The organism is Komagataeibacter xylinus (assembly GCF_031081985.1).
Classification (GTDB): Bacteria; Pseudomonadota; Alphaproteobacteria; order Acetobacterales; family Acetobacteraceae; genus Komagataeibacter; species Komagataeibacter xylinus_E.
In genome coordinates, this window is sequence record NZ_JARWSK010000010.1 from 101,385 (window position 1) to 128,075 (window position 26,691).

A 26,691-nucleotide genomic window follows, 5' to 3' on the forward strand; every position below is an offset into this window, starting at 1 on the left:
CGTTATATAACGGTTTTTAAATTGCCAATTAACATTGTTATGGTGATAAATTTATCTAAACGACGAATCATCATCGTGCAATATGGGGGTAGCAGCAATGCCTGTGGAATTTATCGGCTTTATCGGCAGTCGCAATCAGTCGGAAACCATTCCTCCGCAGGGAGCGGCTGTGGATCTCAACCACATCGAGGCTTCGGCCAAAATCCATGAAAACGCCGGTTTTGACCGTACGTTGATCGCGTTTCATTCCAACTCGCCCGAAAGTATTCTTCTGGCGCAGCATGTCACTTCGGTTACGCGCGATCTCGGGGTTTTGATCGCGCACCGGCCCGGCTTCAACGCCCCCACCATCGCGGCACGGCAACTGGCAACGCTTGATAACCTGAGCCGGGGGCGCGTTGCGGTGCATATCATCACTGGGGGCAGTGATGTCGAACTGCAGGCTGATGGCGATCATACGACCAAGGGCCGCCGCTATGCTCGCACCAGCGAATATCTGGATATCGTCCGCGCGGAGTGGGACAGTCGCGTGCCCTTTGATTATACGGGGGATTTCTACAATGTGCGCGGGGCCAGCTCGCTGGTCCATCCCTACCGTGAAAGTGGCATTCCCGTTTATTTCGGCGGCTCTTCCGATGAGGCGATCGTGGTGGCGGGCAAGCATGCCGATGTCTATGCCCTGTGGGGTGAAACCTATGAACAGGTGAGTGAAACCGTAGCGCGCGTACGGGCCGCCGCCGCAAGGCATGGACGCTCCCCGCGCTTTTCGCTCTCCCTGCGCCCGATCCTGGCAGATACGGAAGAGGCCGCCTGGGCCAAGGCCGACCGGATCCTTGAAACCGCCCGCGCCCTGCAGGCTGAAACCGGCTACGCCCGTGCCGCCGACATCCCGAACGAAGGCTCGCGCCGCCTGCTGGCCGCGGCTGAACAGGGGTCACGCCTCGACAAGCGCTTATGGACCGGCATCGCCGCTCTGACCGGCGCACGCGGGAACTCGACGTCGCTGGTTGGCACGCCCGATCAGGTGGCGGAGGCGCTTCTGGATTACTACCGTATCGGAATCAGCACCTTCCTGATCCGCGGCTTTGATCCGCTGGAGGATGCCTATGAATACGGGCGGGACCTGATCCCGCGCGTCCGCGCCCTGATTGCGGCCGAGGATGGGCAAGGCCAGACTGCGGCAGCCTGAGGAACAGGGGGATGGCCGTAATCGCCAGGGCTCCGGTTGTGGTCAACCAGATTGGCGCGTTTCTGGCGCCAGCGCTGGCTGAGTTCGCGGAGCGTATAGAAGTCGTGACGGGGGAGCGTGAATGCGCGGCGCCGTGGGATGTCGGGCATGCGGATATTCTGCTGACCGCACCCACGCCAGCATGGCGCAACGCGCCGCTTCATCCGCCAGAGGCATGGCAACGGCACGGCCCGCGATGGGTACAGCTTGCTTCCGCTGGCGTGGACGGGTTTCCGCAATGGCTGCTGCGTGGGCGCACGGTAACATGTGGTCGTGGTGATGCGGCCATCCCCATTGCTGAATACGTGCTTGCGGCCATTCTGCTGCGCGCCAAACGACTTGATGCGATGACGCCGGACGGACCGGAGGGGTGGCTGGAGGCCAAGGCCATGCCGCCGCTGGCCAGTCTGGCAGGCCAGACGCTGGGGCTGGCGGGGTATGGGGCGATCGGGCGGGCGGTGGCCGTGCGTGCGCGGGCGTTTGGCATGCGGGTGCTGGCATGGCGGCGTGGCGCCTGGGACCATGCGGATACGGATGTGCAGCCCGTTGCCACACTCGAGGCGCTGGCCGGGCAGTCCGATCACCTTGTCCTCGCCCTGCCGCTGACGGCCCAGACGGCATTATGCGTCAACGCCGCCCTGCTGGCGCGTGCCAGGACCGGCCGCCACTTGATCAACGTCGCCCGGGGTGGCCTGGTCGATCAGGACGCGCTGCTCGATGCGCTTGATCGCGGGCAGCTCGGGTTTGCCACCCTTGATGTCACCACTCCTGAACCATTGCCCCGCGGGCACCCGTTTTACAGCCATCCCGCCATACGGCTGACGCCGCACCTGTCATGGACAGGGCCTGCCGTGAGCCAGAATCTCGCCCGCCGCATCGCGGACAATCTGAACCGTTTCCTCGGCGATCGTCCGCTCCTTGATGTGGTGGATGCGGACCGTGGTTACTGATCTTTCCTGACAGGGAGCCTTCTTCATGAACGTAGTACCCTCTTCCCGGCACAATCAGGCGCAGGCACGGGCACGCAGGCTGCAACCACGCCCGGCAGCCGCGTCGTTTGAAGCCGAGCGTCTGCACCGCAAGCAGCGGCTGGCCGCAACGTTCCGGCTGTTTGCCCGCTACGGGTTCGATCAGGGGCTGGCCGGGCACGTGACCGCGCGCGATCCGGAATTTCCCGATCAGTACTGGATCAACCCGCTGGCGGTTCATTTCTCCCAGATCAGGGTATCCGATCTGCAACTGGTGGATCACGACGGCACGATCCTGCAGGGGGACCGGCCCATCAACACGGCGGGTTTTACCATCCATTCCGCCCTGCACCGGGCGCGGCCCGACGTTATTGCGGCGGCCCACACCCATTCCACCTATGGCAAGGCTTTTTCCGCGCTGGGCAAAAAGCTGCTGCCGATCACGCAGGATTCCTGCGCGTTCTATGAGGATCATGAACTTTTTGATCCTTTCAGTGGCGTTGTGCTTGATGACAGCGAAGGCGAGCGCCTGGCCCACGCCCTTGGCCCGCGCAAGGCGCTGATCCTGCAAAATCACGGCCTGCTGACCGTCGGCCCGACGGTGGAAGCAGCAGCGTGGTGGTTCCTGAGCATGGACAACGCCGCCCATACCCAGCTCCTCGCCGAAGCCGCAGGCCGGGTCAAACCCATTGCCCCCGACATCGCACGCCTGACCGCAAGTCAGGTGGGCACCCAGCAGGGTGGATATTTCTGCTTCCAGCCCCTGTGGGACTGGATCGTGGCCCTTGAACCCGATTTACTGGACTGAATGACATGAGCACCATTTCACCGCTACGCGATTTCGTAACCGATTTTACAAGGCTGTATGATCGCGGCCTCTCACCGGCCGCCATTCAGGCTGAAGGCGCCGATCTGCTGCGCAGGCTGGTCCAGCACGATAACTGGCTGCCCGAACCCTTTACCCGCCCCAACCCGGCGCGGTACAGCCAGTACCTGCTGCACTGCGACCCGCTGGAGCGTTTTTCGGTTGTCAGTTTTGTCTGGGGAGCAGGGCAGAAAACGCCATTGCATGATCATCGTGTATGGGGGTTGATCGGCATGTTGCGGGGGCGGGAGAGCGAGACCCAGTTCGCGCGTGATCCTGATGGCACGTTCCGCGCCATAGAGACCACGTTTCTTGAGCCGGGGCAGGTGGCCTCCCTTACGCCGGGCGTGAATGACTACCATCTCGTGGCCAACGCCCTGCCGGATCGGGCCTCCATTTCCATCCATGTCTATGGGGATAATATCGGTGGTGTTGCCCGCGCGACCTATGATGTGGCCACGGGGGCGGAGAAAACCTTCATCTCTGGCTATTCCAGCGAGGAAGTGCCCAACCTGTGGGATCGCTCCCGCCGTGCGGAGGCAGCATGAATATCCAGATTCCCGCGGCTTCCCGCGTTGCTTCCGTCAGTTTCGTGCGCGATCGCCTGCGCGAAGGGCATGAAATCGCCCTGCTCGACCTGCGTGAGGAAGGTCCGTTTGCCTCGGCACACCCCCTGTTTGCCGTCAATCTGCCCCTTGGCCGCATCGAGGAGCGGATCGGGGGGCTGATCCCTCGCCGCGATGCCCCCATTGTGCTGTATGACAATGGGGAAGGGCGCGTGGCCCGTGCGCTGCCTGTTCTGGCGGCGCTGGGTTATACTGATGTCAGTGTGCTCGAAGGCGGCCTGGATGGCTGGCGGGAGGCTGGGGGGGAGCTGTTCATTGATGTCAATGTCCCTTCCAAGGCATTTGGGGAGCTGGTGGAACACGTGCACGGTACACCCTCGATCGCGGCGCGCGACCTGCATGAGCGGCTGGAGCGGGGGGAGGATATTGTCGTCCTCGATGCCAGACGGTTTGGCGAATACAATACCATGTCCATTCCGACCGCCCGCTCCGTGCCCGGGGGGGAACTGGCGCTACGTGTGCGCGATATCGCGCCATCGCCCGATACAACGGTGGTGGTGAACTGCGCCGGGCGCACACGCTCCATTATCGGCACCCAGTCCCTGGTCAATGCCGGTATTCCCAACCCGGTCCTTGCGCTGCGTAACGGCACGATCGGCTGGACACTGGCCGGCCTGCAACTCGATCATGATGCAACCCGGAAGGCGGGAGACCCATCAGCCCATAATGTGGCAAAGGCGCGCGAGACAGCCCGCTCCCTTGCCCGCCGCACGGGTGTGCGGGAAATCGGGCGCATGGAACTGGACCAGTTGGAAGCAGGGGAAGGACGCACCCTTTATCGGCTTGATGTCCGCTCACCTGAGGAATACGTGACGCAGCACCTCAAGGGTTTCCGTTCCGCGCCCGGTGGGCAACTGGTACAGGCCACGGATGAATGGGTGGGCGTGCGCCATGGCACCATCGTGCTGACCGATGATGACGGCGTGCGCGCGCGCATGACAGGCCACTGGCTCCGTCAACTGGGCTGGCAGGAAGTCTATGTCCTGCATAACTGGGCAGGCCTGCCGCGCGCCAGCGGGCCTGAACCCGCCACGCTGGTGGCACCACTGCCGGAGGTGGAAACGGTGGGTGCGCTGGAACTGGCGGCCGAACTGGACACATCGCATGCCCCGGTTGTGATTGACCTCGCATCCAGCCCCACGTTCCGCCGCGGTCATGTGCCCGGCGCGGTCTTCGCCATTCGGAGCGATCTGCCTTCACAGACATGGGAGAAGAATACCGAGATCGTCCTGACTTCCCCCGATGGGCTGGGCGCGCGCATTGCCACGCCGGAACTCCGCAAACAGGGGCTGCACATACGCGTACTGGCGGGAGGCACCTTGTCATGGCGTGATGCGGGCCTGCCGCTTGAAACCGGGCTGGATGAAAGCCGTGCCCTGTCGCGGGCTGATGATGTGTACAAGCGCCCTTATGAAGGCACCGATAATGCCGCCGCCGCAATGCAGGCCTATCTGGATTGGGAATTCGGACTTGTAGCGCAACTGGAACGTGACGGGACACATGGCTTCAGCGTGCTGGAAGATGGCCCATAACCTGATTGCAACGCCATTTGCCAGGACCGGGAAAAGAACATGACTTTTCCCGTGCCCTGCCATCTCGCAGCATGATTGTAACTGGCCTTCTGGGTCGCCAAGGCCACCGAGCCTATTGCGCGCGTCATTTCAACCGACTGCATCGTGTCGATCTCGAAGCTGGGCGAACTGATTGCGGGCGTGCGGGAAGATATTGCGGCCTCCGGCCTGCGCGTGCCGCTGCTGGGGCATGTGGGCGATGGCAATTTCCACTCCCTCATCATCACCGATGATACGCCCGCAGGCCATGCCCGCGCATTGGATCTTGACCGCAGGATCGTGCACCGGGCGCTGGCGCTGGGTGGCTCATGCAGTGGCGAGCATGGCGTGGGCATGGGCACAAGCTGGAATTTCTTGAGACCGAGCACGGCGCGGGCACGCTTGCGGTCATGCGCGCGCTCAAGCACGCCATGGACCCGCTCAACATCCTCAACCCCGGCAAGCTGCTGCCGCCGGGGCCGGTCTATCAGGGTTAAGGGGCATTGGCCCCGAACGCGTATTTCCACGGCATTGAAAACAGGACTTCCATGACCCAAGCCCCCGAATGCCTGTCCGATACCCCGGTCGAGCGCCTGATCCTTGACCGCTGGGTCGCCCCGCGCCTTTACGCCTGCCCCGATTGCCGAGGCGGAGCTTCTGGCCTTTCTCGATGTCGGGCGCTGGGCGCCGTCGGCCTATAATTCGCAGCCCTGGCGTTTTATCTATGCCCGGCGCGATACGCCGGAATGGGAGCGGTTCCTGTCATGGCTGATCCCGTTCAACCATGGCTGGGCGCAGCATGCATCTGCCCTGGTCTATATCGCATCGCACACTGTCATGGAGGGGAAAGGCCGAGCCCGTGCCAACCCATGCATTCGATGCGGGGGCAGCCTCGGTGCTGATCCAGCTTCAGGCCAGCAAGGCAGGTTGGGCCACGCATCCCGTCAGTGGATTTGATCAGGAACTGGCACGTGCGGGGCTTGAGTTATCCGATGATTACGCGCCCAATGCCGCTATCATCATAGGTCGGCAGGGAGAGACAAAAACCCTCCCCGATTCATTGCGGCAGCGCGAACAGCCATCAGGACGGCGGGCATTACACCAGCTTGCTTTTCAGGGGCGTTTTACTGTCAGTCAACAAGATCAGGACATGGCATAGCCGACAGGTCTTCAGCCAGATGCCGGTACCTGCAAGCCCATGGGGGACAGGCGACTTGAGGATCGTTTTTCCTTGGCAGGATGAAAGAGCGCCCAGCCCATAACCACCTGAGGCGACACCGATCCTGGGGCCGAGAGCCTTACCCTTCCTGTGCCTGCCTTTTTGCCTGTCTTGGCGCGTTCAGGGCGGGCACGGCGCGTTGTCTCATCAGGTAAAGACAGACGGAATCATGTCGGCCACGAATAGCTATGCAATACAAAACCTAACAGGTCCGCGTTCTGGATGGCAGGTTATCAGCAAATTGCGTCAATGCCGACAGACCATCACGCCACATGCCGATATTTGCAACATTGCCAATATGCCCGACTGTACCAGCATTGACCAATTCCGCTTTCCACTCAGTGGCCAGGACATGTGCCCTGGATAAAGATAACCACTCATCATTCTCACTCGCCATGATGACAGCAGGAAAAGGCAGGGGTTTTCTGGGCAGGGGTTGGAATGCCTTTATGCGCGTGATGGCAGGGCCTTCATACTGCTCAATATCAGCGGGCGCGACCAGAAAAGCCCCCGCAACTTCAGGCAATCCTTCTTCAGCAGCCACGTGAGCCACCAGTATTGCCCCCAGACTGTGCGCAACAAGAATAACACGCCGATGAGCCTGCCGCAGTGTAGATAATAATCCCTGCTTCCATGTAGGATAAAATGGATGCATCCAGTCGTCCTGCTGAACCCGATATACGGATGCTCCATGCTGCTGCAACAATATTTCCCAGCGAGACTGCCAGTGCCGAGGATTTGATCCATCCAAACCCGGCACGATGACGACATCATAACTGGCAAGTGCTGCCGCTGCTTTTTCACTCGGGTCGATGTCCTGAACGGATGTTCTCAAAAAATCGCATGTCGTCATGGGATCAGTTCTTGTGCCGTAGTGCGGCATATTGAAAGAAGACATGGTATTTCCTGACGTATCAAGCGATGACGTTTTCATTTTTATATAACTATAGTATATAGTGAAATTGGACATCAATGATCGATGTCTGCAAAACCGACAGATGCTGACCTCCATCTACTCCCGGATGTAGCAAAGAGCAGATACTTGGCGTAGAAATTGGCAGGCATGGCGCATGAGAAAACTGTCGCCATAACAATCTGTTAGGATTCAATTTTATACGATAATGGAGATCACCTTTCATAAAAAACATAAAAATGATGCATTAAAATTATACCACTGTAAAAAAATGATATATATGTTGACCTACAATGTGGGGCGTGTATGGTGCCCACGTTCTCCCCTTAACCCGCGTGCCAGAGTTTGGGACTAAGATCATATGATCCATGCCATCAGACGAATGTGCTGCATGAATCGATGTAGCACCACGACCGCCGCACAATACGTGACGGCAATCGGATAGAATGGTCGGCAGAATGACTGTCGACCTCGAGAGACGCGTGAAAGCGTGTAGAGAGAGAGGGAACAGGATTTCCATGCTCGAATCTCAGATTGTAGAAATTGATGGCACATTTCTCGGTGCCCTCATTTTGGAAGCTGACCGTAAAACCCGGCGCTTCTATGCCGCGCATGATAGCGTGCGCACCTTTCATAACCATACCGTCAGTGCAGCAGGTGATTTGATGAATCAAGTCGTCCGTCATTATCGCTGCGCACGTGCATCTACTACGATTGGTTAGGCTCAGGACCTATTAATTTATTGAACTGAGTGGGGTATTGTGATTCACAGGCTTACCGATGGAGGTTAGGCTGTGAGTGACGTGTTTTTGCTGTCTGAGAGCCAGATAGAACGGATCAGACCGTTTTTTCCTCTGGCTCATGGGGTTCCGCGTGTGGATGACCGTCGTGTTCTGAGCGGGATTATTTACGTGATCCGCAACGGTCTTCAGTGGAAAGACGCCCCGAAAGCGTATGGTCCGCACAAGACTTTGTATAATCGCTTCATCCGGTGGAGCCGCCTAGGTGTCTTTGACAGAATTTTTGTCGCCCTGACAGAACAGGCTGGCCGTTCGAAGCGTATGATGATTGATGCGACACATCTGAAAGCACACCGGACAGCAGCCTCCTTGCTTAAAAAGAGGTTTTTCCCCGCCATATCGGACGCACGAAAGGCGGCCTGAACTCAAAACTCCATGCCGTGTGCGACGGTCAGGGCCGACCGATCCGGCTTCATCTGACTGCGGGACAGGTCAGTGACTTCAAAGGGGCAGATATTCTGCTGGCGCACCTGCCGGAAGAAACAGAAGAGGTCATCGGGGATCGGGGTTATGACAGCAACCGGATCAGACGATATCCTGTCGAACGGGACATTACCGCCTGCATTCCACCGAGGAAGAACCGGAAATCAAAGCCATCTTACAACTGGCACCTGTATTAAAAGCGCCACCTTATCGAAAACATGTTCGCAAAGTTGAAAGACTGGCGACGTGTAGCGACCAGATACGACCGCTGCGTTCATACAGTCATGTCTGCAATCCACATCGCAGCAAGCTTCATCTTCTATCTCAAAGAATGAGCCCTGAGCCTAGACGGGATTGTTGGCACGGATACCCCGCAGGCGCTCGATGTCGTGCTGGAGAGCGTATTCCGCTAACGCCTTCATCTGAGATGGAAAAACATCTTGCATTGTTCCGCCTGCCTGCTCAACAATGCTGGGGCAGACAGACCACCTTTCCCGCAGGAAGGATCATAACCGCAGCATGCCTGCAATCAGGGTCGTTGTTACTCCGCCAACCCAGATTTTTCCATCTTTCAGATCAACATGCACGCGGCCGGCCCGGCCAAGGCAGGTGCCCTGGCTGGCAATGTAATGCCCGGGCGCGAGCCCGCTGCCGATGAGCCACTGCGCCAGCCCGGCGTTCAGGCTTCCGGTCACGGGGTCTTCATTGACCCCACAGGCCATGGCGAAGGCACGCACCTCGAACTGTGCCTGTTGTCCATCGAGAATGGGATCCCAAGGGCCTGTTACGCCGATACACAGGTCAGACAGGGCCGCGTAATCGGGTTCAAGCGCCAGTACCTCCCTGCGTGAGCCCAGCATGACGGATAGCCATCCCGGCCCATTATCAGTCCATGCCGCAGTCCGGATGGAGGAGGCGGGAATCTTCAGCCCATTTGCAACCCGGTGCAGCAGGGCGGGCTCCACCGCCCCCGATCGCTGCAATGGGGGCGCTGCAAAGGCGAGGCAGTCATGATGCGCGCGCACCGGCACAAGGCCCAGCCCACATTCCTGCACGATCGTATTCCCGCGTGGCTGGCCGCCCGCAGCCAGCCAGGCATGGCAACTGCCCAGGGTAGGGTGGCCAGCAAACGGCAGTTCGGTCCGGGGCGTAAAGATACGCACCCTGTAATCCGCATCCGGCGTGGTGGGCCGGAGCAGGAACGTGGTTTCGCTCAGGTTCGTCCAGTTGGCAAAGGCGGCCATCTGCTCGGTGGTCAGGCCGTCGGCCCCGATTACTACGGCGACCGGATTGCCCCTGGTCGGTTCGGCGGAGAATACATCGATCTGTTGAAACTGGAATTCAGCCATGGGTGTCCGCTTGTCCGCCGAGGTTATGATCCAATATGCAGGGGCCGCGCCGGATTGCCAGCGACGGTGACGCCAGAAGGCACATCGCGGGTGACGACACTGCCCGCCCCGATAATGGCATGATCCCCGATCGTGATGCCAGGCAGGATGATGGCGCCACCACCGATCCAGACATTGCTGCCGATGGTAATGGGGCGGCCAGATTCCAGCATTTTCTGGCGCAAATCCGGGTCACGCGGATGATCGGCTGCTAGGATCTGCACGCCGGGGCCGATCTGCGTGCCATCCCCGACCCTGACCGGCACCACATCAAGCACGATGCAGTTGAAATTGAGGAACACGTTGCGCCCGAGGAAAATGTTGTAGCCATAATCACAATGAAATGGCGGGCGGATGCAGGTATTCACCCCAACCGCACCCAGCCGTTCGGGCAGGGAGGCGTTGCCGCTATTGTACAGGGCAACCCATTGGGCACATTGCGCCAGTTCGTGCTGCAATTCGGGGTCGCTGGCCACATACAGCTCGCCTGCCAGCATTTTCTGTTTTTCGCTGCGGTGGGGCATCATGTCAGGTCATGCAGTGGCTTGTTAAGCGGTGGGGTCAGGTGCCAGTCAGAAAAACGCACCTTCAGCCCCTCGCGCTCCGGCGTGCAGCACATCGGCCCGACCAGATAGGACTCAGCCACGGGGAAGGGGGCCAGACGCACGAGCGGCCAGGTCCTGCCATCACCCGAGACCTGAAGCCGCAGCACGCCATCGGCCACGCTTGCGCGCATCCAGAAATCCTTCGGGTCGCCCTCATAAGGCGCCGTGGCCCAGTCCGATCGGCCATCGGTCAGCACGCTGCTGAGCATGGCGCGGCCATCCGAGAGTTCTATGCCAGCCTTGACCCAACGCGTCTCGTCAATGCGCACCATGAGACCGGCCTGATCGTACAGCTTTTCATATTCGGCGCGGATGCGAAGCTGCGCGGTGAAGCGGGCAGGGGCATGCATGCCGTAGAAATGGCCGCTATCGCGCGTGAAGCCATAGAAAGTCTCGCGCCAGAAGTCGGAGCCCTTGTCAGTCGTCATCTCAAGCGCATCGGCCCTGATCGCGCTGTGGTGTGGTTTGTTGAGCCAGACCCCGCCACGCCACGGGCTGCGCGTGCTGGCATGTGCCCGACCGCCCAAGGCCATGCCACTGACTGCCGCGCCTGCTGCGATGACCGTGCGTCGTGTCATGCCGGGGGAACCGTTCTTTTCGGTATTCTCGCTCACTGCTACCATCCCGCATCGTTGAGATATTCATCTTGTGTACGAATGTACACATAGCGCAAGGCTAAACCTGTTCCTTCATGTCAAGCAACCCTTCAGCCATCCGCCGCCCTGATCCCGACCGCAAGCAGCGCATCATCAATGCTGCCGTGGACGTGATCGTGGAACACGGCGTGCAGGGCACGACGCACCGCCGCGTGGCCAAGGCGGCAGGCGTGCCGCTTGGCTCGATGACATACCATTTCAACGGCATGGACGACCTGCTTCAACTGGCTTTTACGCAGGTGGCTCAGGCCAGTTCCGCAGCCTTTGTCGGGCGGTTGGCCGAGGCCGGAAACCGGGAGGAAGCGATAGGAGCGCTTGTCGATATCATCGCCGGAAACATCTGGTCCACGCCACGCACGCTGCTGCTGAGTTATGAATTATACGCCTTTGCCGCCCGCAAGCCCGAACTCGCGGCCATCATGCGCGACTGGATGCAGGCCAGCCGGGAGGCGTTGGGGCGCTTCTTCGATCCGCTGACCTGCCGCGCACTCGATGCCCTGGTCGAGGGCATGGGCATTCATGGCTCGGTGGATCACGCAAAGCTGGACCGTGGGCAGATAGAGGATATCATCCGTCGCATCTGCGGTTCGCATGGCTAAAGAGTGCCCGGTAATGCAAGCGTATCTCACTTTGCATCCCTGCTGGTATCGCCGGATGCCACCTTTGCGAATTGCCGCTTCCACACATACGGTGAATGTATGCTGGCCCCGAGCCGCGGATATCCCCGTTCGGTCATCTGCGCCAAGGCCGGACGCGGCTTTGTCTTGCTGCCACGCCGGTGGGTAAGTCGACCGATCTGTTGCGTAGACAATACGATGCCGTAGGCTCGTCAAGGATTACGGGCATTATGCCTCAGCACGAGCGGGTTTCCATGCCATCGCGTTGGTATGTTTCATGTTCACAAACGCTGCCCGACAACGCCCCTCCTTGCATTGACGATATCCCCACTGGGCATGGAGATATCCGCGCCATCAGAACGTATCGTCCGTGTTTGGCGCTCATATCAGGAAATCTGCGTCATATCGCCTGCGGGCCAACCGTATGGCAGAACTTGCACCCTTGATGGGCGCTGCCACGGAACTGCATCGCTCAGGTGTCGGCATTCGGCCTTGGGGCTGCGGCAATGGCGGCAGAAAGATCGATGCCAATCTTGCGCCCGGCTTCCAATATTTCTGAATCCGGCAGGGTGCCAACCTCGGCCATCGCCCATAATTGCGCTGCCCGTGTGCCAGAACGGCAATATCCAAGTACAGGCCCGGCCATAAGTTTGAGCGCCGCGCGCATGCGGGTCACGGCATTGGCATCTGGCAGATGCCCCTGCTGCACTGGAATAATTGTAAAATCAAGACCCAGGCAAAAAGCAGCCTGTTCAATCTCTTTGCTTGGTACATGATTTCCCTGTTCATCATCAGGGCGAGCGCAAAGGATGCTTTTGAACCCGTCAGAAGCTGCCTTGTTGATATCGGACACAGTCAGTTGCGGAGCAACATAGAACATAGGCGTAAGGGCGCGGGCCAAATCGTTCACGGAACAGATCCTTATTTTGTATGAAGAAATAAATACGCAGGTATTCATGCCATTTTTAATACATATGGCACGTAGCCTGAAGGTAGCCCCCCATGGCCAGGGCAGAGGTTCATGCTGAACCAGCCTCGACCCGCGTGGCTACTGCCTGCATGACGCTACCGGGCATCACCTCCTGAATGCATTTTAATTACATAAATATATTATGTATGTAAATATTATCCCCCGTATCGTCCGTCGTCAAGAATGTTGTTGCAGGCTGATATCGGCGATGCATCTTGAATTTTAGCGCCCTTGCTGCGCTGGGTATGTGCGCATTCGATCGATCGCGCAGTTCATTGCAAGTGCCCTCTTGCCCGGTCTGTTTTGTGCGCACTTATGAACCCATCGAACTGTTTTATAGAGTTTTTTTGGTCCATTATGAGTATTCGGCGCTGACTGATCCGCCAAGCGAATGGCGCTCGCGGGGTGATGTTGTCGCGCAACAGTCTCGCCTGCCGCCAGGATTTTCCAGCCCATCCGAGGTCTTTTTTAAAGAGGACCGCCTCGCTCCTTCTTGACATCAAATATTTACATACTTAATATAATCATATATACATAAAGTATGTAATTATCTGTCCGGATAGGGGCAGATAAATGGTGTGAAAGTGGTTATGGACAATCCCGGTAACAGAACGCTCATGGGGTTTACGCGGCGCATCGGCCTTTGGCTTGGTGCGGCTGTCGTGCTGGGTGGGGCAGCGGCAGTCATGCTGGTTCTCCAGTTGGCTGTTCTGGCGCGCATCGTGTCCGACCTTGCGTTCCATGGCCGCGTCGTTTCCGATGAGTCTGCCGGGCTGGCAATGCTGCTGGCCCTGCTGGCCGGGCGCGCGTTGCTGCAATGGGCTGCCGATATGGTGGCATATGAAGGCGCTCTGCGCCTGACCGCAGCCATGCGTCGCGAACTGCTGCGCCACCTGTTCCATGTCGGCCCTGTTGGCCTGGCCGGGCAGGCGACGGGCCATATGGTGACCGTGATGGGTGGTGGCATTGCAGCGCTGGAGCCCTATTTTGCGCAATACGTGCCGCGCGCCGCCATGATGGTGGTCCTGCCGCTGCTGGTGCTTGGCGTGGTCATGCACCTGGATGCATGGAGCTTTGTCATCCTTGCCTGCACGGGGCCGCTTATTCCCGTATTCATGGCGCTGGTGGGGTATCGTGCACAGGCGATCATGGACCGGCAGTGGACGCAGCTCCTGCTCCTGGGCTCAGCCTTTCTCGATGCATTGCAGGGGCTGACCACGCTGCGGCTGTTCGGTCGGGCGCGTGATGCGGTGACCGCTGTTGTGGGCATGGCCGATGAGTATCGCACCACCACCATGTCAGTCATGAAGGTAGCCTTCCTGACATCCGCCGTACTGGAATTTTTTGCCAGCCTGTCCATCGCGCTGGTGGCCGTCGTGTTTGGCGCGCGCCTGCTGGACGGCAAGGCCGATTTCCAGTCGGCTTTTCTGGTCTTGCTGCTTGCGCCAGAATATTTCATGCCGCTGCGTGCCTTCTCGGCCAGCTATCATGCCCGCCAGAATGCGACGGCGGCCATGGCGGGCATCAGTCAGCTTTTCTCCCTGCCCGAAACGGCCACCCTGCCCGATGCATGGGGCAGCACTGCCGGTGCGCCGCTGGTCTCCATAAGGTGTGAAGATGTTACGGCTGGCTATCAGGCCGATGAGCCGGTGCTGTCGCACGCAGGCTGCACGTTCACACGCAATGTGCTGACGGTTGTAACGGGTGAAAGCGGCGTGGGCAAAACCACCCTGATCCGGCTGCTTCTGGGGCTGATTCACCCCACGCAGGGGCGTGTCACGGCCATGGATGAATGTGGCGTGTCGCATGGCCACTGGCAGGACAGGATTGGCTGGGTGCCCCAGCAGCCACGGCTGGTCCATGGCACCGTTGCCGAAAACCTGCGCCTGGCCAACCCGATGGCGGATATCGACACCCTGCGCGCCGCAGCGGCCGAGGCCGATGCCCTGTCCTTTATCGAGGCCCTGCCGCAGGGGTTCGATACAATGGTGGGTGAACGCGGTGCGGGCCTGTCGGGCGGGCAGGTGCAGCGCCTGGCATTGGCGCGTGTGCTGCTGCGCAACCCGCAGGTGCTGATTCTGGATGAACCCACCGCCAACCTCGACCCGCGGAGTGAACAGCGTGTGGCCGCGGCCATTGCACGCGCGGCAGTGGGGCGGATCGGTATTGTGGTGGCCCATCGGCCAGCCATGATCGCACAGGCCGCGCAGGTTGCAAGCCTGCGGGATGGGCAGGTTTTTTCCAGCCCGCACGCCCCCGTGGAGCGCGCGGCATGAGCCCGCTGGCACGCATTATTGGCCTCATGCGGCCTTTGCGGTGGCAGATGGCGCTGGGGCTTGCGCTGTCGGTTGCGGCGTCGCTGGCCAATTTCGGGCTGCTGTTCCTGTCGGGCTGGCTGCTGGCGGCGGCTGCCGTGGCCGGGCTGGGCGGGATTGCCGCGCGCAACGCCTTCAACCTGTTCCTGCCTGCGGTCAGTGTGCGGTTTTTTGCCACCATGCGTATTGTGGCCCGCTATCTGGAACGACTGGTCACGCATGATGCGACGCTGCGCCTGATCGGGCGGGTGCGGGGGTGGAGTTTCGAATGCCTCGCCCCACAGGCCCCTGCCATACTGGCGCGGCAGCGCAGTGGCGACATGCTGTTCCGCTTCGTGGCGGATACGGACCGGATGGGGCAGTTCTATCTGGAAGGGCTGCTGCCCATTGCCAGTGCTGCCATCTGCTGCGTGGTGTTTGTGGCGGTTACGGGCGCGTTTTCCCTTTCGGCGGCCCTGGTGCTGGCCGGGGGGCTGGTGGTGTGCGGTGGTGTGCTGCCGGGCATGGCCGGTGCGTTATCCGCCCGTGCCCTGCAGCGCATCAGTCACCAGCAGGATGCCATGCAGGCGGACCTGACCGAAGTGCTGCAGGGCATGGGTGAGTTCATGTTCCTTGGTGCCGCGCAGGCCGTGCAGGCACAGATTGTCGCGCGTGAAGCCGATATCCGTCATGCACGCCGGCGCGTGGCCCTGATTGAAGGCGGCGCGCGGAGTGCAATGACCATCATCGCCATGATGAGCGCGGTGGGCGTTCTGGCCATGGCGGACAGGGGCTATCGCACCGGCGTGCTGTCTGCGGCCTGCCTGCCCATGCTGGCGCTGGGGGGGCTGGCGGCGTTTGATGTGCTCATTCCCCTGCCTGCGGCATGGCAGTTGCTGGGGCAGGCGCGGGTGGCGGCAGGCCGGGTATTTGCCCTGTGCGATACGCCCCCCTGTGTGCCTGCGCCAGCGGCGCCCCGCAGCCCCGTGGCGCCGCTGGACCTGTCGCTGCGCGGTATTGGCCTGCGCTATCGGGGGGCACGGCGCTGGGCGCTGCGTCATGCCGACCTGTTGGTGGCGCAGGGGGAGCGCGTGGCGATTGTCGGGCCGTCTGGCGCGGGCAAGAGCACGCTGGTGAACCTGCTGTTCCGTTTCCATGACTATCAGGAAGGCACGGCCCGCTTTGGCGGCGTGGACCTGCGCGATGTCGATGCGGACATCATGGCCCGGCATATCGGCGTGGTGGCGCAGGACTTTCACCTGTTTGTGGGCAGTATCCGCCGCAACCTGGCCATTGCCTGCCCCACCGCCACGGAGGAGGCGATGTGGCACGCCCTGCACGTCGCGCAGTTACATGCGTTCGTGCAGGCGGAACCTGCCGGTCTGGATACCCTGATCGGGGAGGGGGGCGTGCGTCTCTCCGGCGGGCAGGCGCGGCGGCTGGCCATAGCGCAGGTTGTGCTGCGCAGCCCGGAATGGGTCATCCTTGATGAACCGACCGAAGGGCTGGATGCACGCACCGAGCGCGACCTGATGGCCGTATTGCTGCAGGCCCTGCCACCACGGACAACCATCCTGTGCATTACCCACAACCCTGCCGTGGCGGCGCGGATGGACCGGGTGGTGCATGTCGAGGGGGGCCGGTTTCATGAGGCCGGGAGGGCACCATGACCCGACGATGACCTGAAACCCGGAAAATTCCCTCACGACCATACCGAAATCAGGAGACCTGACGGTGGAATTCATTAACCCCGATGTCGTCGACCTGTCGCGCTTCCAGTTCGCGCTGACGGCATTGTACCATTTCATGTTCGTGCCGCTGACGCTGGGCCTGACATTCATGCTGGCGGCCATGGAGACGGTGTACGTCGTCACCGGCCGGCAGATCTACAAGGACATGGCCCAGTTCTGGGGCAAGCTGTTCGGCATCAACTTCGCCATTGGTGTAGCGACCGGCATTACCATGGAATTCGAGTTCGGCACCAACTGGTCCATGTATTCCCACTTTTTTGGGGATATGTTCGGCACGCCGCTGGCGATTGAAGGGCTGATGGCCTTCTTCATGGAGTCCACGTTCGTTGGCCTCATGTTCTTTGGCTGGGACCGGCTGAGCAAACAGGCGCATCTGGCCATTACCTATCTGGTGGCCCTTGGCTCCAACCTGTCGGCGTTGTGGATCCTGATCGCCAATGCCGGAATGAACATGCCCGAGGGCGCGCATTTCGATCCCGAAACCATGCGCATGCAGTTCGAAAGCTTTGTCAATCTGGTCTTCAACCCCGATGCACAGGCCAAGTTCGTGCATACTTCGGTTGCGGGCTATGTGTCGGCTGCCATGTTTGTCATGGGCATCAGCGCCTTTTACCTGCTGCGCGGGCAGCACCGGCAGTTCGCCGCGCGGTCGTTCCGCATGGCTGCGCTGTTCGGCATTATTTCCACCGTGGCGGTCATCACGCTGGGCGACGTGCTGGGGCGGCTGGATTATGAAAAGCAGCCCACCAAGATCGCCGCAATCGAAGGGCTGTGGCACACCAGCAACCCGCCGTTCGAGCCGTGGATCGTCGCCGCCCTGCCCGATGACGCAAGGCAGGAAAATCACTACGAGATTGGCGTGCCGCTGGTCCTGACCCCGCTGATCACCCACACCTTTGACCAGCCCATTACCGGCATGCATGAACTCGAGGAGGCGGCAGGCCCGCGCATCCGTTCAGGGATCGATGCGGTGGCAGCACTCCGCCGCTATGGCGTGACCCACAGCAGCACGGACCTTGCGCAGTTCACCGCGCATGAGCAGGACATGGGCTATGGCCTGCTTGCCACCCGCCATGCCCCCGGACAGGATGTAACGGCCATTCCGGCAGACCAGATCGATGATGTGGTCAGGGCGACTCAGCCCGACATCCTGCCCAACGTGTTCGTCACGTTCTGGTCTTTCCGGCTGATGGTGTTTTTGTCGCTGTGGTTCTTCGCGCTGTTTGCCATCTCGGCCTATCTCAGCCTCAAGCGCAGGCTTGAGCGCAGCCGCCTGCTGCTGAAGCTGTGCATGTGGTCGATCCCGCTGCCGATCCTGGCGACCGAGTTCGGCTGGATCACCGCGGAAGCAGGCCGCCAGCCATGGACCGTGTTTGGCTGGCTGCCCACCTTCCTCTCGGCCTCCAGCCACGGCGTGTCCTACATGGTGTTTTCGCTGATCGGCTTCGTGCTGCTCTACAGCGTGTTCATCGCGGCTGAACTCTACCTCATGTTCAAGTTTGCCCGCCTTGGCCCCGAGCATGACAGCATGGAGCCGCACGCACCGGCTACGCCTCAGGCATCCGCCTTTGACATGCGTCCCATGGCGTCCTGACAGGAAACGGTGAAATGGAACTTTACGCGATACTGAAAATCGTCTGGGCTGCGGTGCTGGGTGTGCTGTTCATCGGCCTGGGCACCATGGTTGGCATGGATATGGGCGTGGGCACGCTGCTGCGCTTTGTCGGCCGCAATGATGGGGAGCGGCGCACGGCGCTGAATATCATCGGCCCCCACTGGGATGGCAACCAGGTGTGGTTCATTCTTGGGGGCGGCGCGATTTTCGCGGCCTTTCCCACGCTGTATGGTACGTCATTCTCCGCCTTTTACGTGGTCATGATCACCCTGCTGTTCAGCATGATCCTGCGGCCGGTGGCGTTTGAATACCGCTCCAAGGCGGACAGCACGCTGTGGCGGGCAAGCTGGGACTGGGTCTTCCTGGTGTCAGGTTTCGTGCCGATGTTCATCTACGGCGCGGCGTTCGGCAACGTGCTGGAAGGGGTGGGCTACCACTTTGGCTGGACGGGGCAGTATTACCAGGATGAATCCTTCCTGTCCTACCTGCTCAACCCGTTTGCCATGCTGTGTGGCCTGATGTCCGTGGGGCTGAGCATCTATCAGGGTGGGGCGATGCTCATGCTGCGGGCAGATGACCCGATCTGGTCGCGTGCCCGGCGTTACGCCATGGGCGGCGGGCTGGTTGCGGCCAGCCTGTTCGTGATGGGTGGCATATGGGTGCAGTTCCTGCCCGGTTTTGTCATGACCGCGCCCGTCAACCCCGCCATGCCGGCCAACCCGCTGCACGGGCAGTCGGTGGCGATGGTTGCAGGCGGCTGGATGCATAATTTCCACGCCCATCCCGCCCTGTGGCTGCTGCCGCTTGGGGGGCTGGGCTGCATGCTGGCGGGTGTGGCCATGCTGGCGGCTGGCCGCACGGTTGCGGGCTGGTGGCTGGGGCTGGGCGCATGGGCTGGCACCATCACCACGGTTGGCTGCGCCATGTTCCCCTTCCTCATGCCGTCTTCCACCGTGCCGGACCAGAGCCTGACGGTGTGGAACAGCACCGCCAGTGAATATGGCCTTGGCTGCATGCTGGTGGTGGCGGGGATCTTCGTGCCGATCATCCTGTCCTATACATCGTGGTGTTATTACGTCATGCGCGGGAAGGTCCATACCGCCGATGTCGTGAACGACACCCATAGCTACTGATTGCGAGGTCGTGATGACAAAGCTTCTGCGCCTGGCCGGTCTGGCCATTGTTCTGGTCGTGTCCCTGCTGTTTGCCGTATTCGTGGGGGATCAGGGGCCGTGGTATTTTGCGTGGGTGATCGGCACCGTCATGATCATCCTGATTTCCGGGGCCGGGGCGATCATGCTTGATGCCCAGTCCGGTCTTTCAGCCGATGGGGAGATCTGACCATGATGGGGGATCTTGAACGCATCATCTTCTTTATTCCGATGGTTTACATGGGGCTTTACCTGATTGCCTACCGCTGCGGTCGGCGCTGGTTCCCATGACAGGAATGGCGGTGAGTCTTTCTTCATCTCACGCCCGCCGCCATATCACGGCATCACCCTGCCGATGATGCGAAGCACGCCACCCGGATCACCACGGGTGGCGTGTTTTGTTTCCGGGGCTGTTGAGATCAGTGGCGTCCAGCCTATGCCAGCCCCTATTTTTTTCTTGAAAACATACCGTCCGGACGGTATTTAACGGGACATGACCGGAAAACCAAAACGCACCAACAAACCCGAAGTCGTAAAGAACGACCTGCTCAACGCAGCAGGGCGGATACTGGTCACGAACGGCATTCAGGCGTTTACACTGGAACTGGTAGCCAGGGAGGCAAATGTCAGCAAAGGCGGCCTGCTGCACCATTTCCCGAACAAGAAAGCCCTGCTCGATGGGCTTTTCATGCGTGAAATGGACCTGTTCAGGCGCGAGATGCTTGCCTCCATGCAAGATGATCCCGTTGCGTTTGGCAGGTCCGCGCGGGCGTATATCGGGTTTAACCATGATGGAGCGAAAGAGACGCCGGTCATCATTCGTCATCTGCTTGCAGCCATGCTGATTGATCCGCAACTCAGTCAGGAATGGATCCAGCATTACTGGAGCGTGATCCGCTCCATCGGCCTGTTCGAGAACATGACACCAGCCCTTCTGCTCGCCTGCATGGCTGCTGATGGCCTTTCCCTGTGGGACATTCTGGAGGCTGGCATTGTAGACCAGACGATGCGCGACAGCCTGCATGACCTGATGGTGCAGTTAACGCAGGCCCCTGATAAAGCTGGCTGAAATGCAGGGGGCTTTCTCTTTTTCAGGGACGGTTGTTTCAGGTGCCATGGCAACCGCGGCGCACAAACAGGTTCTGGGTTTTACCAGAATGCCCCCAATGGCCGTCATGACAGCAGGCTGTATCTCGTCCTTCATCTTTTTTTCTGTCTGGTTCTACTTCCGGAACCGGTTTGATGGGCAACAGGCCACCATGATTATTCTTGTCCTGTTGGGAATTTCGGTTATCGCGGCCCTGCCGTAAAGAAAAAAGCCTGTATTTTTCGGAAATCAACATGTCCTGTCGAATGCGCACAGACATCCTGACAAGGGTGCTGCCCCTGCTTGCGGCATCATGCCTTTTAGGGTGCAAGCCGGTATCCTCCCCGGTCAAACACGCGGCCCTTCCGGCCGTGCAGGCCCTCAGGGTGCATGGCGCCTCACCACAGAAGGCTGTCTTCATCGGGTGGTACGGGGCCGAAAGAAGTATTCCTCTTGCCCCAACGCAGGCCGGGCGCCTGACATCAGTATCGGTTGCCAGCGGTCAATATGTTCATCAGGGCGATGTTCTGGCTTCATTTGAAGACAGGCTGCTGCTGGAGATGGAAGCCCAGGCACAGGGCGAGGTTGATGCCGCCCGCGCTGAAATGAATCAGGCTGCGGCAACATATAAAAGAAGCCGGGGACTGGACACCATAGGGGGGCTGTCCGCTGGAGCAGTCGAAGAACGTGCCAATTCGTGGCATCTGGCACAGGGAAAATACAGATCAGCCCTTGCCGCCCTGACGCAGGCCCGGATTCAGGTGGCTGAAAGCAGGGTCCGGGTGCCTGAAGATGGCTGGATCACGAGCGTCACGGGGGTTCCGGGCAGCCTTGTCGGCGCCGGGAGCGAAATCATACGGTTGTCCGCAGGAGCGCCTGAAGTCCATTTCAAGGTTCCAGCACCCTCATCCTGGAGTGTTGGTGACAGGGCGGAGGTCGGCCTGCCTGACGGTCAGGATGGCCAGTCCGTTCAGGCTGTCATCAGGGAAATTGGTGCGGTTGACGTAACCAGCCAGATGCAGGAGGTGAAGCTCAGGCTTGACCATCCGCTTCCCGTGGCCATCAACAGCCTTGTTACGGTTATCCTTGCCGCGCATGACGTATCCCATGCCGTGCGCGTGCCGCTTACTGCCGTGGATTCAGCAGACCAGACGCATGCCCATCTATGGGGGCTGACGGATGGGCAGGCGCCCCATCTTGTGCTGCGGCGCGTCCGTATTGTCGGGCTGAGAGGGGCAGATGCGCTGGTTGAAGGCCTGACGGACGGTGAATGGATTGTCACCAGTACTGATGGTTCGTTCCAGCAGGGACAGGCTGTTCTTGTCGCCGGGCAGGCAGGTGAACGCTGATGATGGATCGTTTCAACGTCTCACGCTGGGCTGTTGGCCATCCGGCACTTGTCAGCTTCATGATGGCCTGCCTTTTCCTCGCCGGTGGATACGGTTTTTTCCACCTTGGCCGGGCGGAAGACCCCGCTTTCACGCTCAAGAACATGATTGTTTCCGCCCAATGGCCGGGCGCAGGCGCCCAGCAGATGCAAAGGCAGGTTGCCGAACCGCTTGAACAGGGCCTGCGTGATATCGAAGCCATAGATGTTCTAAGCACATATTGCATTCCGGCAGCCTGCGTGACGCAGATATTCCTGCGCGATGATGAAAGAAAGGAACGCGTTCCGGTTATCTGGCAGAAGGTCCGCAACCGGCTGTCCGACCTTTCTCCCGGCCTGCCGTCTGGTGTGGCGCTCGCCGCCAATGATGATTATGCCGATGTCTATGGCTATGTGTTTACCCTGACCGGGGGAGAAAATGCAGACCTCATCAGGACATCCGAATATCTGAAGAAGATTTTCCAGGCGGTTCACGGCGTGGGGAAGGTGCAGATCAGCGGCGAGATTCCTCAGCAGGTCAATGTCGATCTTGATCCGCAACAGGCTGCGGCAAGGGGGATCAGTCCCGATCAGGTGGCAAGGTCGCTTCAGGGCCGATCGGCCCTGGCTTCTGGCGGTTCGGTGGATTTTACAACGGTTGTTCCCCTGAATGTGTCCGGAGTCCTCGACGGTGTGCAGTCCGTTGAGGAGACGCCACTCGCAGGCCATTCCGGCACCATGCGTGTCAGGGATATTGCCCAGGTGAGCCGTGACTATGCAGACCCGGCACCTTCGCTGATCCGTTACGGGGGCAGGCCGGCCGTTGTCATTGCTGTCGCAATGGCTGATGGCGCGGACGGGCTTGCACTGGGCAGGGCGCTTGAGAAGGCGGCGGCTACAGCCGTGCTGCCCGCAGGCATGACGCTGACGCAGGTGGAAGACCAGAGCCGGGTCATCGGGGAGGCCGTGAATACATTCCTGATCAAGTTCGTCGTGGCGCTGAGTGTTGTGCTTCTGGTGGCTTTTGTCAGCCTGGGCCTGAAAGCCGGGATTATCGTGGCCTGCTCCGTGCCGCTCACGCTTGCCGGGGTCAGCCTGTACATGGGCATGGAGCATATCGGGCTGGACCGTATCTCGCTTGGTGCCCTCATCCTTTCCCTCGGGCTGCTGGTGGATGATGCCATCATCAGTATCGAAGCCATGGTCGTGCAGCTTGAACAGGGGCGCAGCCGCGAAGAGGCTGCCTCTTTCGCGTGGAGCCACACTGCGTTCCCGATGCTGACGGGCACGGTGCTGACGGTTGTCAGCTTCCTGCCGGTTGGCCTGGCGCAGTCGACAACGGGGGAATACGCTGGTGAAATTTTCTGGGTCAGTGCCGCAGCGCTGCTGTTCAGTTGGGTTGTGGCGGTCGTTTTCATCCCGTTTCTGGGGGTTCATCTCCTGCCTGAAGCCCGGTAGTCCTCACAAGCATCACGTGAGTCCCGGCTGACGGGTCTGCTGCGCCACATGCTTGGCGCCAGCCTGCGATACAAGAAAGCCGTGGCGGGTGGCACGGTCATGCTGCTGATCGTGGCGTGCGGCGGCTTTATGTTTGTTGACCAGCAGTTTTTTCCGCAGTCCGATCGCCCCGAAGTAATCGTTGATGTTGCCATGCCACCGGGAACGGCCATTTGGCAAACTGATGCAGCCGTCAGTATTCTGGAAAAGCATCTGGCGGGAAGCCCATCGCTGCGCCACATGGAGGCCCATATTGGCGATGGCGCGCCGCGCTTTTACCTTCCGTATGCCCCGGCCACACCCAGTGCCGCCCACGCGACACTCCTGCTGGTGGCACAGGACCTTGATGCGCGGGAAAAGCTGATCCAGCAGGTTGAGGCAATCTCCCTTCCCGTAGGCGTGCACCTGCATGTACAGCGTCTGTCGCTCGGGCCTACGGCTGACTTTCCCGTACAGTACCGCATCATAGGGCCAGACCCGGATACCCTGCGGGCGATTGCACGCAAGGTAGATGACATCCTGCGCGGCACCGAAGGCGCGGTCTCGGTGCAGGCGGACTGGGGAAACCGGACACCCAGCCTGACTTTTGAAGCAAATCTGGATAAACTCGCGCATTTCCAGACAGATCGCGCCAGTGTCGCCGCACAGCTTCAGGCAGCCATTTCCGGACAGGTCGTAGGTGACATTCCCGATGGTCACCATCATATCCCGGTCATGGTGCGGGCCGCGCGCACTGTGCGCTCTGATCCTGCGCTGTGGGCGAACCTGCCCATTGTAACGGGAACCGGCGTCGTGCCACTTGCCCAGCTTGGCACTATACGGGTGACAACCGACTTCCCGATCCTGTGGCAGAGAAATGGCGAACTCTGCATGACCGTTCAGTCAGGTGTTGCAACGGATATCCAGCCCGCGACTGTGGTGCAGCGCGCAACGCCAGCAATGGAGACCCTGCGCAAGGAGCTACCGGCAGGATACAGGATTGAAACGGGGGGAGACGTGGAGCTTTCCTCGACAGCGGATAGTGCGATCTTCGCTTTCCTCCCGCTGACCGGGGTGTTGATGCTTCTGGCGCTGATGATTCAGTTGCAAAGCTTCAGCCGCTCCCTGCTCGTGCTGTTTTCGGCCCCGCTTGGCCTGATCGGGATGGTGTCCGGCCTGCTGGTGACAGGGGCGCCGTTTGGCTTTGTGGCCCTGCTGGGGCTTATTGCCCTGGCGGGCATGATCATGCGCAATACGATCCTGCTGGTTGACCAGATCCAGTCCAGTCACTGCGGTGGCACATCGCTGCATGAGGCCATTATTGATGCGACCCTGACCCGCGCGCGCCCTGTGTGCCTGACGGCGGTGGTGGCGATCCTGGCTTTCATTCCCCTGAGCTTCAATGTGTTCTGGGGACCAATGGCCATTGTCATGATCGGCGGGCTTGTTGGTGGCACGGCGCTGACCCTGATTGCCATCCCCGCATTTTACGCTGTCCTGTTTGACCGCAAGGCTACCACTGCGGAAGCAACCGCCCATGTCTGAGAAGCGCTTTTTCCAATGCAGGGTGCGCATGCTCCTGTTACCCATGCTGCTTGCGGTGGCCGGTTGCACTATGGGGCCGGATTTCGTGCGGCCGAAGCCGGCATTGCCGAAGCAGTGGCAGAATGCCAGGCCTGTGGGGCAGGTCCGGCCGTCATCCCTGCCATGGTGGCATATGTTCAATGATCCTGTGCTCGATCAGCTCATGCTCCGTGCCGAAACCGGAAATCTGGACATGGCGCTGGCGCGTGAACGGGTCAAAGCCGCCCGCATACAGCGTGGCGCCGCATCGGCTGAAAGTCTCCCGTCACTGAACGGGCAGGCTTCCTATACGCATGAACGCCTTGCCACATCAGGGGTAGGGGAGGTCCTGCAGCCCCTGCTGGGTCTTGCTCCGGATGCACTGAGGCAGGAGCCTGAGGGTGTTTCCTATACAAATTACAGTATTGGCGCGGTGGCCACATGGGAGCTGGATATATGGGGGCGCCAGCGTCGGCTAAGGGAAGCGGCAAAGGCGGAGTTGTCTGCCGTACAGGCCGATGTGGATGCCATGCATCTTTCGACACAAGCAGAAATTGCACGAACCTATTTTCAGTGGCTGTGGGTTTCGGACCGCCTGAAACGCGCCGAAAAAATGCTGGAACGGGCAACGCAGCTTCTGGCCATCACCAGGGCTGTCCATGCGCGCGGCCTGCTTGCGGGTGTCGATCTGGAGAAACAGCAAAGCGTCACTCAGGCCGCCCTTGGTGAAAAAGATGAACTTGCCCTGCAACAGGCTTCGTTGCATCGGGCCCTGGCCGTGCTTGCGGCAGGGCGACCGGATGCGGACATGCCTGAACTGGCAAAGCCCGCAGACCTTCTGGACGTGAAAGTTCCAGAGGTCGCTGTCAGCCTTCCTTCCGATATGGCCCGGAAACGTCCGGATATCCGGGCGGCGGAAGCGCGGCTTCACGCGGCCACAGCAACGATTGGCATGGCGCAGGCCGATTTCTATCCGCAGGTGACTCTGACCGGGCAGATCAGCCTCGATGCCCTGACAGTGGCCGAACTGGGGTGGAATGCACGCAATACGTCCTTTGGCCCGACGCTTACCCTCCCGATCTTTAATGGGGGTCGTCTGTCAAGTCAGCTTGCTCTACGCCATTCTGAACAGAGGAGCGCGGGTATATTTTATCAAAGCGTCGTTCTGAATGCATGGGTTGAGATTGAAAACCTCCTGTCACACGAACATTTTTTCAGGGCTCAATATCAAAGGCAGTTCTCTTTGCTCAATATTGAAAAGGCCCGCATGGCAGTGCTTCAAAAACGCTATCAGCATGGTGACCTGTCGCAGGAGGAAATATTGACCGACTCTCTTTCTGAAAGTGAAAGCGAAGCAAACCTTGCCAGGACATATGTGGCACTGCTTACCAATGCCGTTGATCTCAAAACAGCACTGGGTATCTAGTCTCAGGACTCATTCTTTGAGATAGAAGATGAAGCTTGCTTAATAGCCCCTAGATTTCTAGAGGGTGTTATGCACCTTGGGCGAGCATAGCTGCATTTCTTAGCATGAAGCACGCGAACGCGATGACATGGAGA

General features: G+C 59.9%; 21 protein-coding genes and 4 pseudogenes. 19 read left to right on the forward strand and 6 right to left on the reverse strand.

Going from position 1 to position 26,691, the window contains the following annotated elements; all coding sequences use genetic code 11:
• The first annotated feature begins 97 nt into the window (after positions 1–97).
• From QEG70_RS16225 to QEG70_RS16255, 7 genes and pseudogenes are all read left to right on the forward strand, one after another.
• A complete protein-coding gene (locus QEG70_RS16225; RefSeq protein WP_308721566.1) occupies positions 98–1,189 on the forward strand; it encodes an LLM class flavin-dependent oxidoreductase in 1,092 nt (363 codons plus the stop codon).
• 11 nt (positions 1,190–1,200) lie between these two features.
• On the forward strand, positions 1,201–2,178 hold the full coding sequence (locus tag QEG70_RS16230; RefSeq protein ID WP_308721567.1) for an NAD(P)-dependent oxidoreductase: 978 nt from the start codon (positions 1,201–1,203) through the stop codon (positions 2,176–2,178).
• 25 nt (positions 2,179–2,203) lie between these two features.
• A complete protein-coding gene (locus tag QEG70_RS16235; protein WP_308721568.1) occupies positions 2,204–3,004 on the forward strand; it encodes a class II aldolase/adducin family protein in 801 nt (266 codons plus the stop codon).
• 5 nt (positions 3,005–3,009) lie between these two features.
• Positions 3,010–3,609 (forward strand): cysteine dioxygenase family protein, encoded by a 600-nt coding sequence (locus tag QEG70_RS16240; protein ID WP_308721569.1) that lies wholly within the window; start codon positions 3,010–3,012, stop codon positions 3,607–3,609.
• Positions 3,606–5,219, forward strand: coding sequence for a rhodanese-like domain-containing protein (locus QEG70_RS16245; protein ID WP_308721570.1), 1,614 nt, complete (start codon positions 3,606–3,608; stop codon positions 5,217–5,219). Before QEG70_RS16240 ends, QEG70_RS16245 begins: the two co-directional genes overlap by 4 nt.
• Positions 5,220–5,303: 84 nt before the next feature.
• Positions 5,304–5,734: pseudogene (locus QEG70_RS16250) on the forward strand (FAD-binding oxidoreductase); the annotation flags it as partial.
• Between the two features lie 51 nt (positions 5,735–5,785).
• Positions 5,786–6,396, forward strand: a pseudogene (locus QEG70_RS16255) (nitroreductase family protein).
• A 262-nt stretch (positions 6,397–6,658) separates the two neighbouring features.
• Here QEG70_RS16255 and QEG70_RS16260 read toward each other — a convergent pair.
• Positions 6,659–7,354, reverse strand: a complete 696-nt coding sequence (locus QEG70_RS16260; protein ID WP_308721571.1) for an RBBP9/YdeN family alpha/beta hydrolase — start codon at positions 7,352–7,354, stop codon at positions 6,659–6,661.
• A gap of 533 nt (positions 7,355–7,887) precedes the next feature.
• Here QEG70_RS16260 and QEG70_RS16265 point away from each other — a divergent pair.
• Together QEG70_RS16265 and QEG70_RS16270 are read left to right on the forward strand one after the other, a co-directional pair.
• Entirely contained in the window at positions 7,888–8,091 is a 204-nt protein-coding gene (locus QEG70_RS16265) for a hypothetical protein (protein ID WP_308721572.1), read from the forward strand.
• 72 nt (positions 8,092–8,163) lie between these two features.
• Positions 8,164–8,927, forward strand: a pseudogene (locus QEG70_RS16270) (IS5 family transposase).
• A 171-nt stretch (positions 8,928–9,098) separates the two neighbouring features.
• Here the strand turns inward: QEG70_RS16270 and QEG70_RS16275 are convergent.
• Genes QEG70_RS16275 through QEG70_RS16285 form a run of 3 tightly spaced genes read right to left on the reverse strand, consistent with a single transcriptional unit; the run spans position 9,099 to position 11,208 of the window.
• Positions 9,099–9,941 carry a PhzF family phenazine biosynthesis protein gene (locus QEG70_RS16275; RefSeq protein ID WP_308721573.1) on the reverse strand — a complete coding sequence of 281 codons (843 nt, stop codon included), beginning with the start codon at positions 9,939–9,941 and terminating at the stop codon, positions 9,099–9,101.
• A gap of 23 nt (positions 9,942–9,964) precedes the next feature.
• The gene (locus tag QEG70_RS16280) at positions 9,965–10,507 is read right to left on the reverse strand and encodes a sugar O-acetyltransferase (RefSeq protein WP_308721574.1); all 543 of its coding nucleotides are present in this window, start codon (positions 10,505–10,507) and stop codon (positions 9,965–9,967) included.
• On the reverse strand, positions 10,504–11,208 hold the full coding sequence (locus QEG70_RS16285; protein WP_308721575.1) for a DUF1349 domain-containing protein: 705 nt from the start codon (positions 11,206–11,208) through the stop codon (positions 10,504–10,506). Before QEG70_RS16285 ends, QEG70_RS16280 begins: the two co-directional genes overlap by 4 nt.
• 68 nt (positions 11,209–11,276) lie before the next feature.
• Here QEG70_RS16285 and QEG70_RS16290 point away from each other — a divergent pair, with 68 nt between their 5' ends.
• Positions 11,277–11,840: a TetR/AcrR family transcriptional regulator gene (locus tag QEG70_RS16290; RefSeq protein WP_308721576.1), complete on the forward strand. Its 564-nt coding sequence runs from the start codon at positions 11,277–11,279 to the stop codon at positions 11,838–11,840.
• Positions 11,841–12,330: 490 nt separating this feature from the next.
• Here QEG70_RS16290 and QEG70_RS16300 read toward each other — a convergent pair whose 3' ends face one another.
• Positions 12,331–12,768 carry a protein tyrosine phosphatase family protein gene (locus tag QEG70_RS16300; RefSeq protein ID WP_308721577.1) on the reverse strand — a complete coding sequence of 146 codons (438 nt, stop codon included), beginning with the start codon at positions 12,766–12,768 and terminating at the stop codon, positions 12,331–12,333.
• Between the two features lie 638 nt (positions 12,769–13,406).
• On the opposite strand from QEG70_RS16300, the gene cydD reads away from it, so the two are divergent.
• From cydD to QEG70_RS16330, 6 genes are all read left to right on the forward strand, one after another.
• Complete coding sequence (cydD, locus tag QEG70_RS16305; protein WP_308721578.1) at positions 13,407–15,104, forward strand: thiol reductant ABC exporter subunit CydD; 1,698 nt, start codon at positions 13,407–13,409, stop codon at positions 15,102–15,104.
• The gene (gene cydC, locus QEG70_RS16310; RefSeq protein ID WP_308721579.1) at positions 15,101–16,792 is read left to right on the forward strand and encodes a thiol reductant ABC exporter subunit CydC; all 1,692 of its coding nucleotides are present in this window, start codon (positions 15,101–15,103) and stop codon (positions 16,790–16,792) included. Before cydD ends, cydC begins: the two co-directional genes overlap by 4 nt.
• 64 nt (positions 16,793–16,856) lie before the next feature.
• On the forward strand, positions 16,857–18,467 hold the full coding sequence (locus QEG70_RS16315) for a cytochrome ubiquinol oxidase subunit I (RefSeq protein ID WP_308721580.1): 1,611 nt from the start codon (positions 16,857–16,859) through the stop codon (positions 18,465–18,467).
• A 14-nt stretch (positions 18,468–18,481) separates the two neighbouring features.
• The gene (gene cydB / locus QEG70_RS16320) at positions 18,482–19,621 is read left to right on the forward strand and encodes a cytochrome d ubiquinol oxidase subunit II (protein WP_308721581.1); all 1,140 of its coding nucleotides are present in this window, start codon (positions 18,482–18,484) and stop codon (positions 19,619–19,621) included.
• A gap of 13 nt (positions 19,622–19,634) precedes the next feature.
• Positions 19,635–19,829, forward strand: a complete 195-nt coding sequence (locus QEG70_RS16325) for a hypothetical protein (protein WP_308721592.1) — start codon at positions 19,635–19,637, stop codon at positions 19,827–19,829.
• A gap of 303 nt (positions 19,830–20,132) precedes the next feature.
• Positions 20,133–20,708 carry a TetR/AcrR family transcriptional regulator gene (locus QEG70_RS16330; RefSeq protein ID WP_308721582.1) on the forward strand — a complete coding sequence of 192 codons (576 nt, stop codon included), beginning with the start codon at positions 20,133–20,135 and terminating at the stop codon, positions 20,706–20,708.
• 37 nt (positions 20,709–20,745) lie between these two features.
• On the opposite strand, the gene QEG70_RS16335 is transcribed toward QEG70_RS16330, so the two are convergent.
• Positions 20,746–20,982, reverse strand: a complete 237-nt coding sequence (locus QEG70_RS16335) for a hypothetical protein (RefSeq protein WP_308721583.1) — start codon at positions 20,980–20,982, stop codon at positions 20,746–20,748.
• A gap of 10 nt (positions 20,983–20,992) precedes the next feature.
• Between QEG70_RS16335 and QEG70_RS16340 the strand changes: the two genes are divergently transcribed.
• From QEG70_RS16340 to QEG70_RS16350, 3 genes and pseudogenes are all read left to right on the forward strand, one after another.
• Complete coding sequence (locus QEG70_RS16340; RefSeq protein ID WP_308721584.1) at positions 20,993–22,075, forward strand: efflux RND transporter periplasmic adaptor subunit; 1,083 nt, start codon at positions 20,993–20,995, stop codon at positions 22,073–22,075.
• 2 nt (positions 22,076–22,077) lie between these two features.
• Positions 22,078–25,113, forward strand: a pseudogene (locus QEG70_RS16345) (efflux RND transporter permease subunit).
• Complete coding sequence (locus tag QEG70_RS16350) at positions 25,106–26,557, forward strand: efflux transporter outer membrane subunit (protein ID WP_308721585.1); 1,452 nt, start codon at positions 25,106–25,108, stop codon at positions 26,555–26,557. Before QEG70_RS16345 ends, QEG70_RS16350 begins: the two are co-directional and overlap by 8 nt.
• The last annotated feature ends 134 nt before the right edge of the window (positions 26,558–26,691 follow it).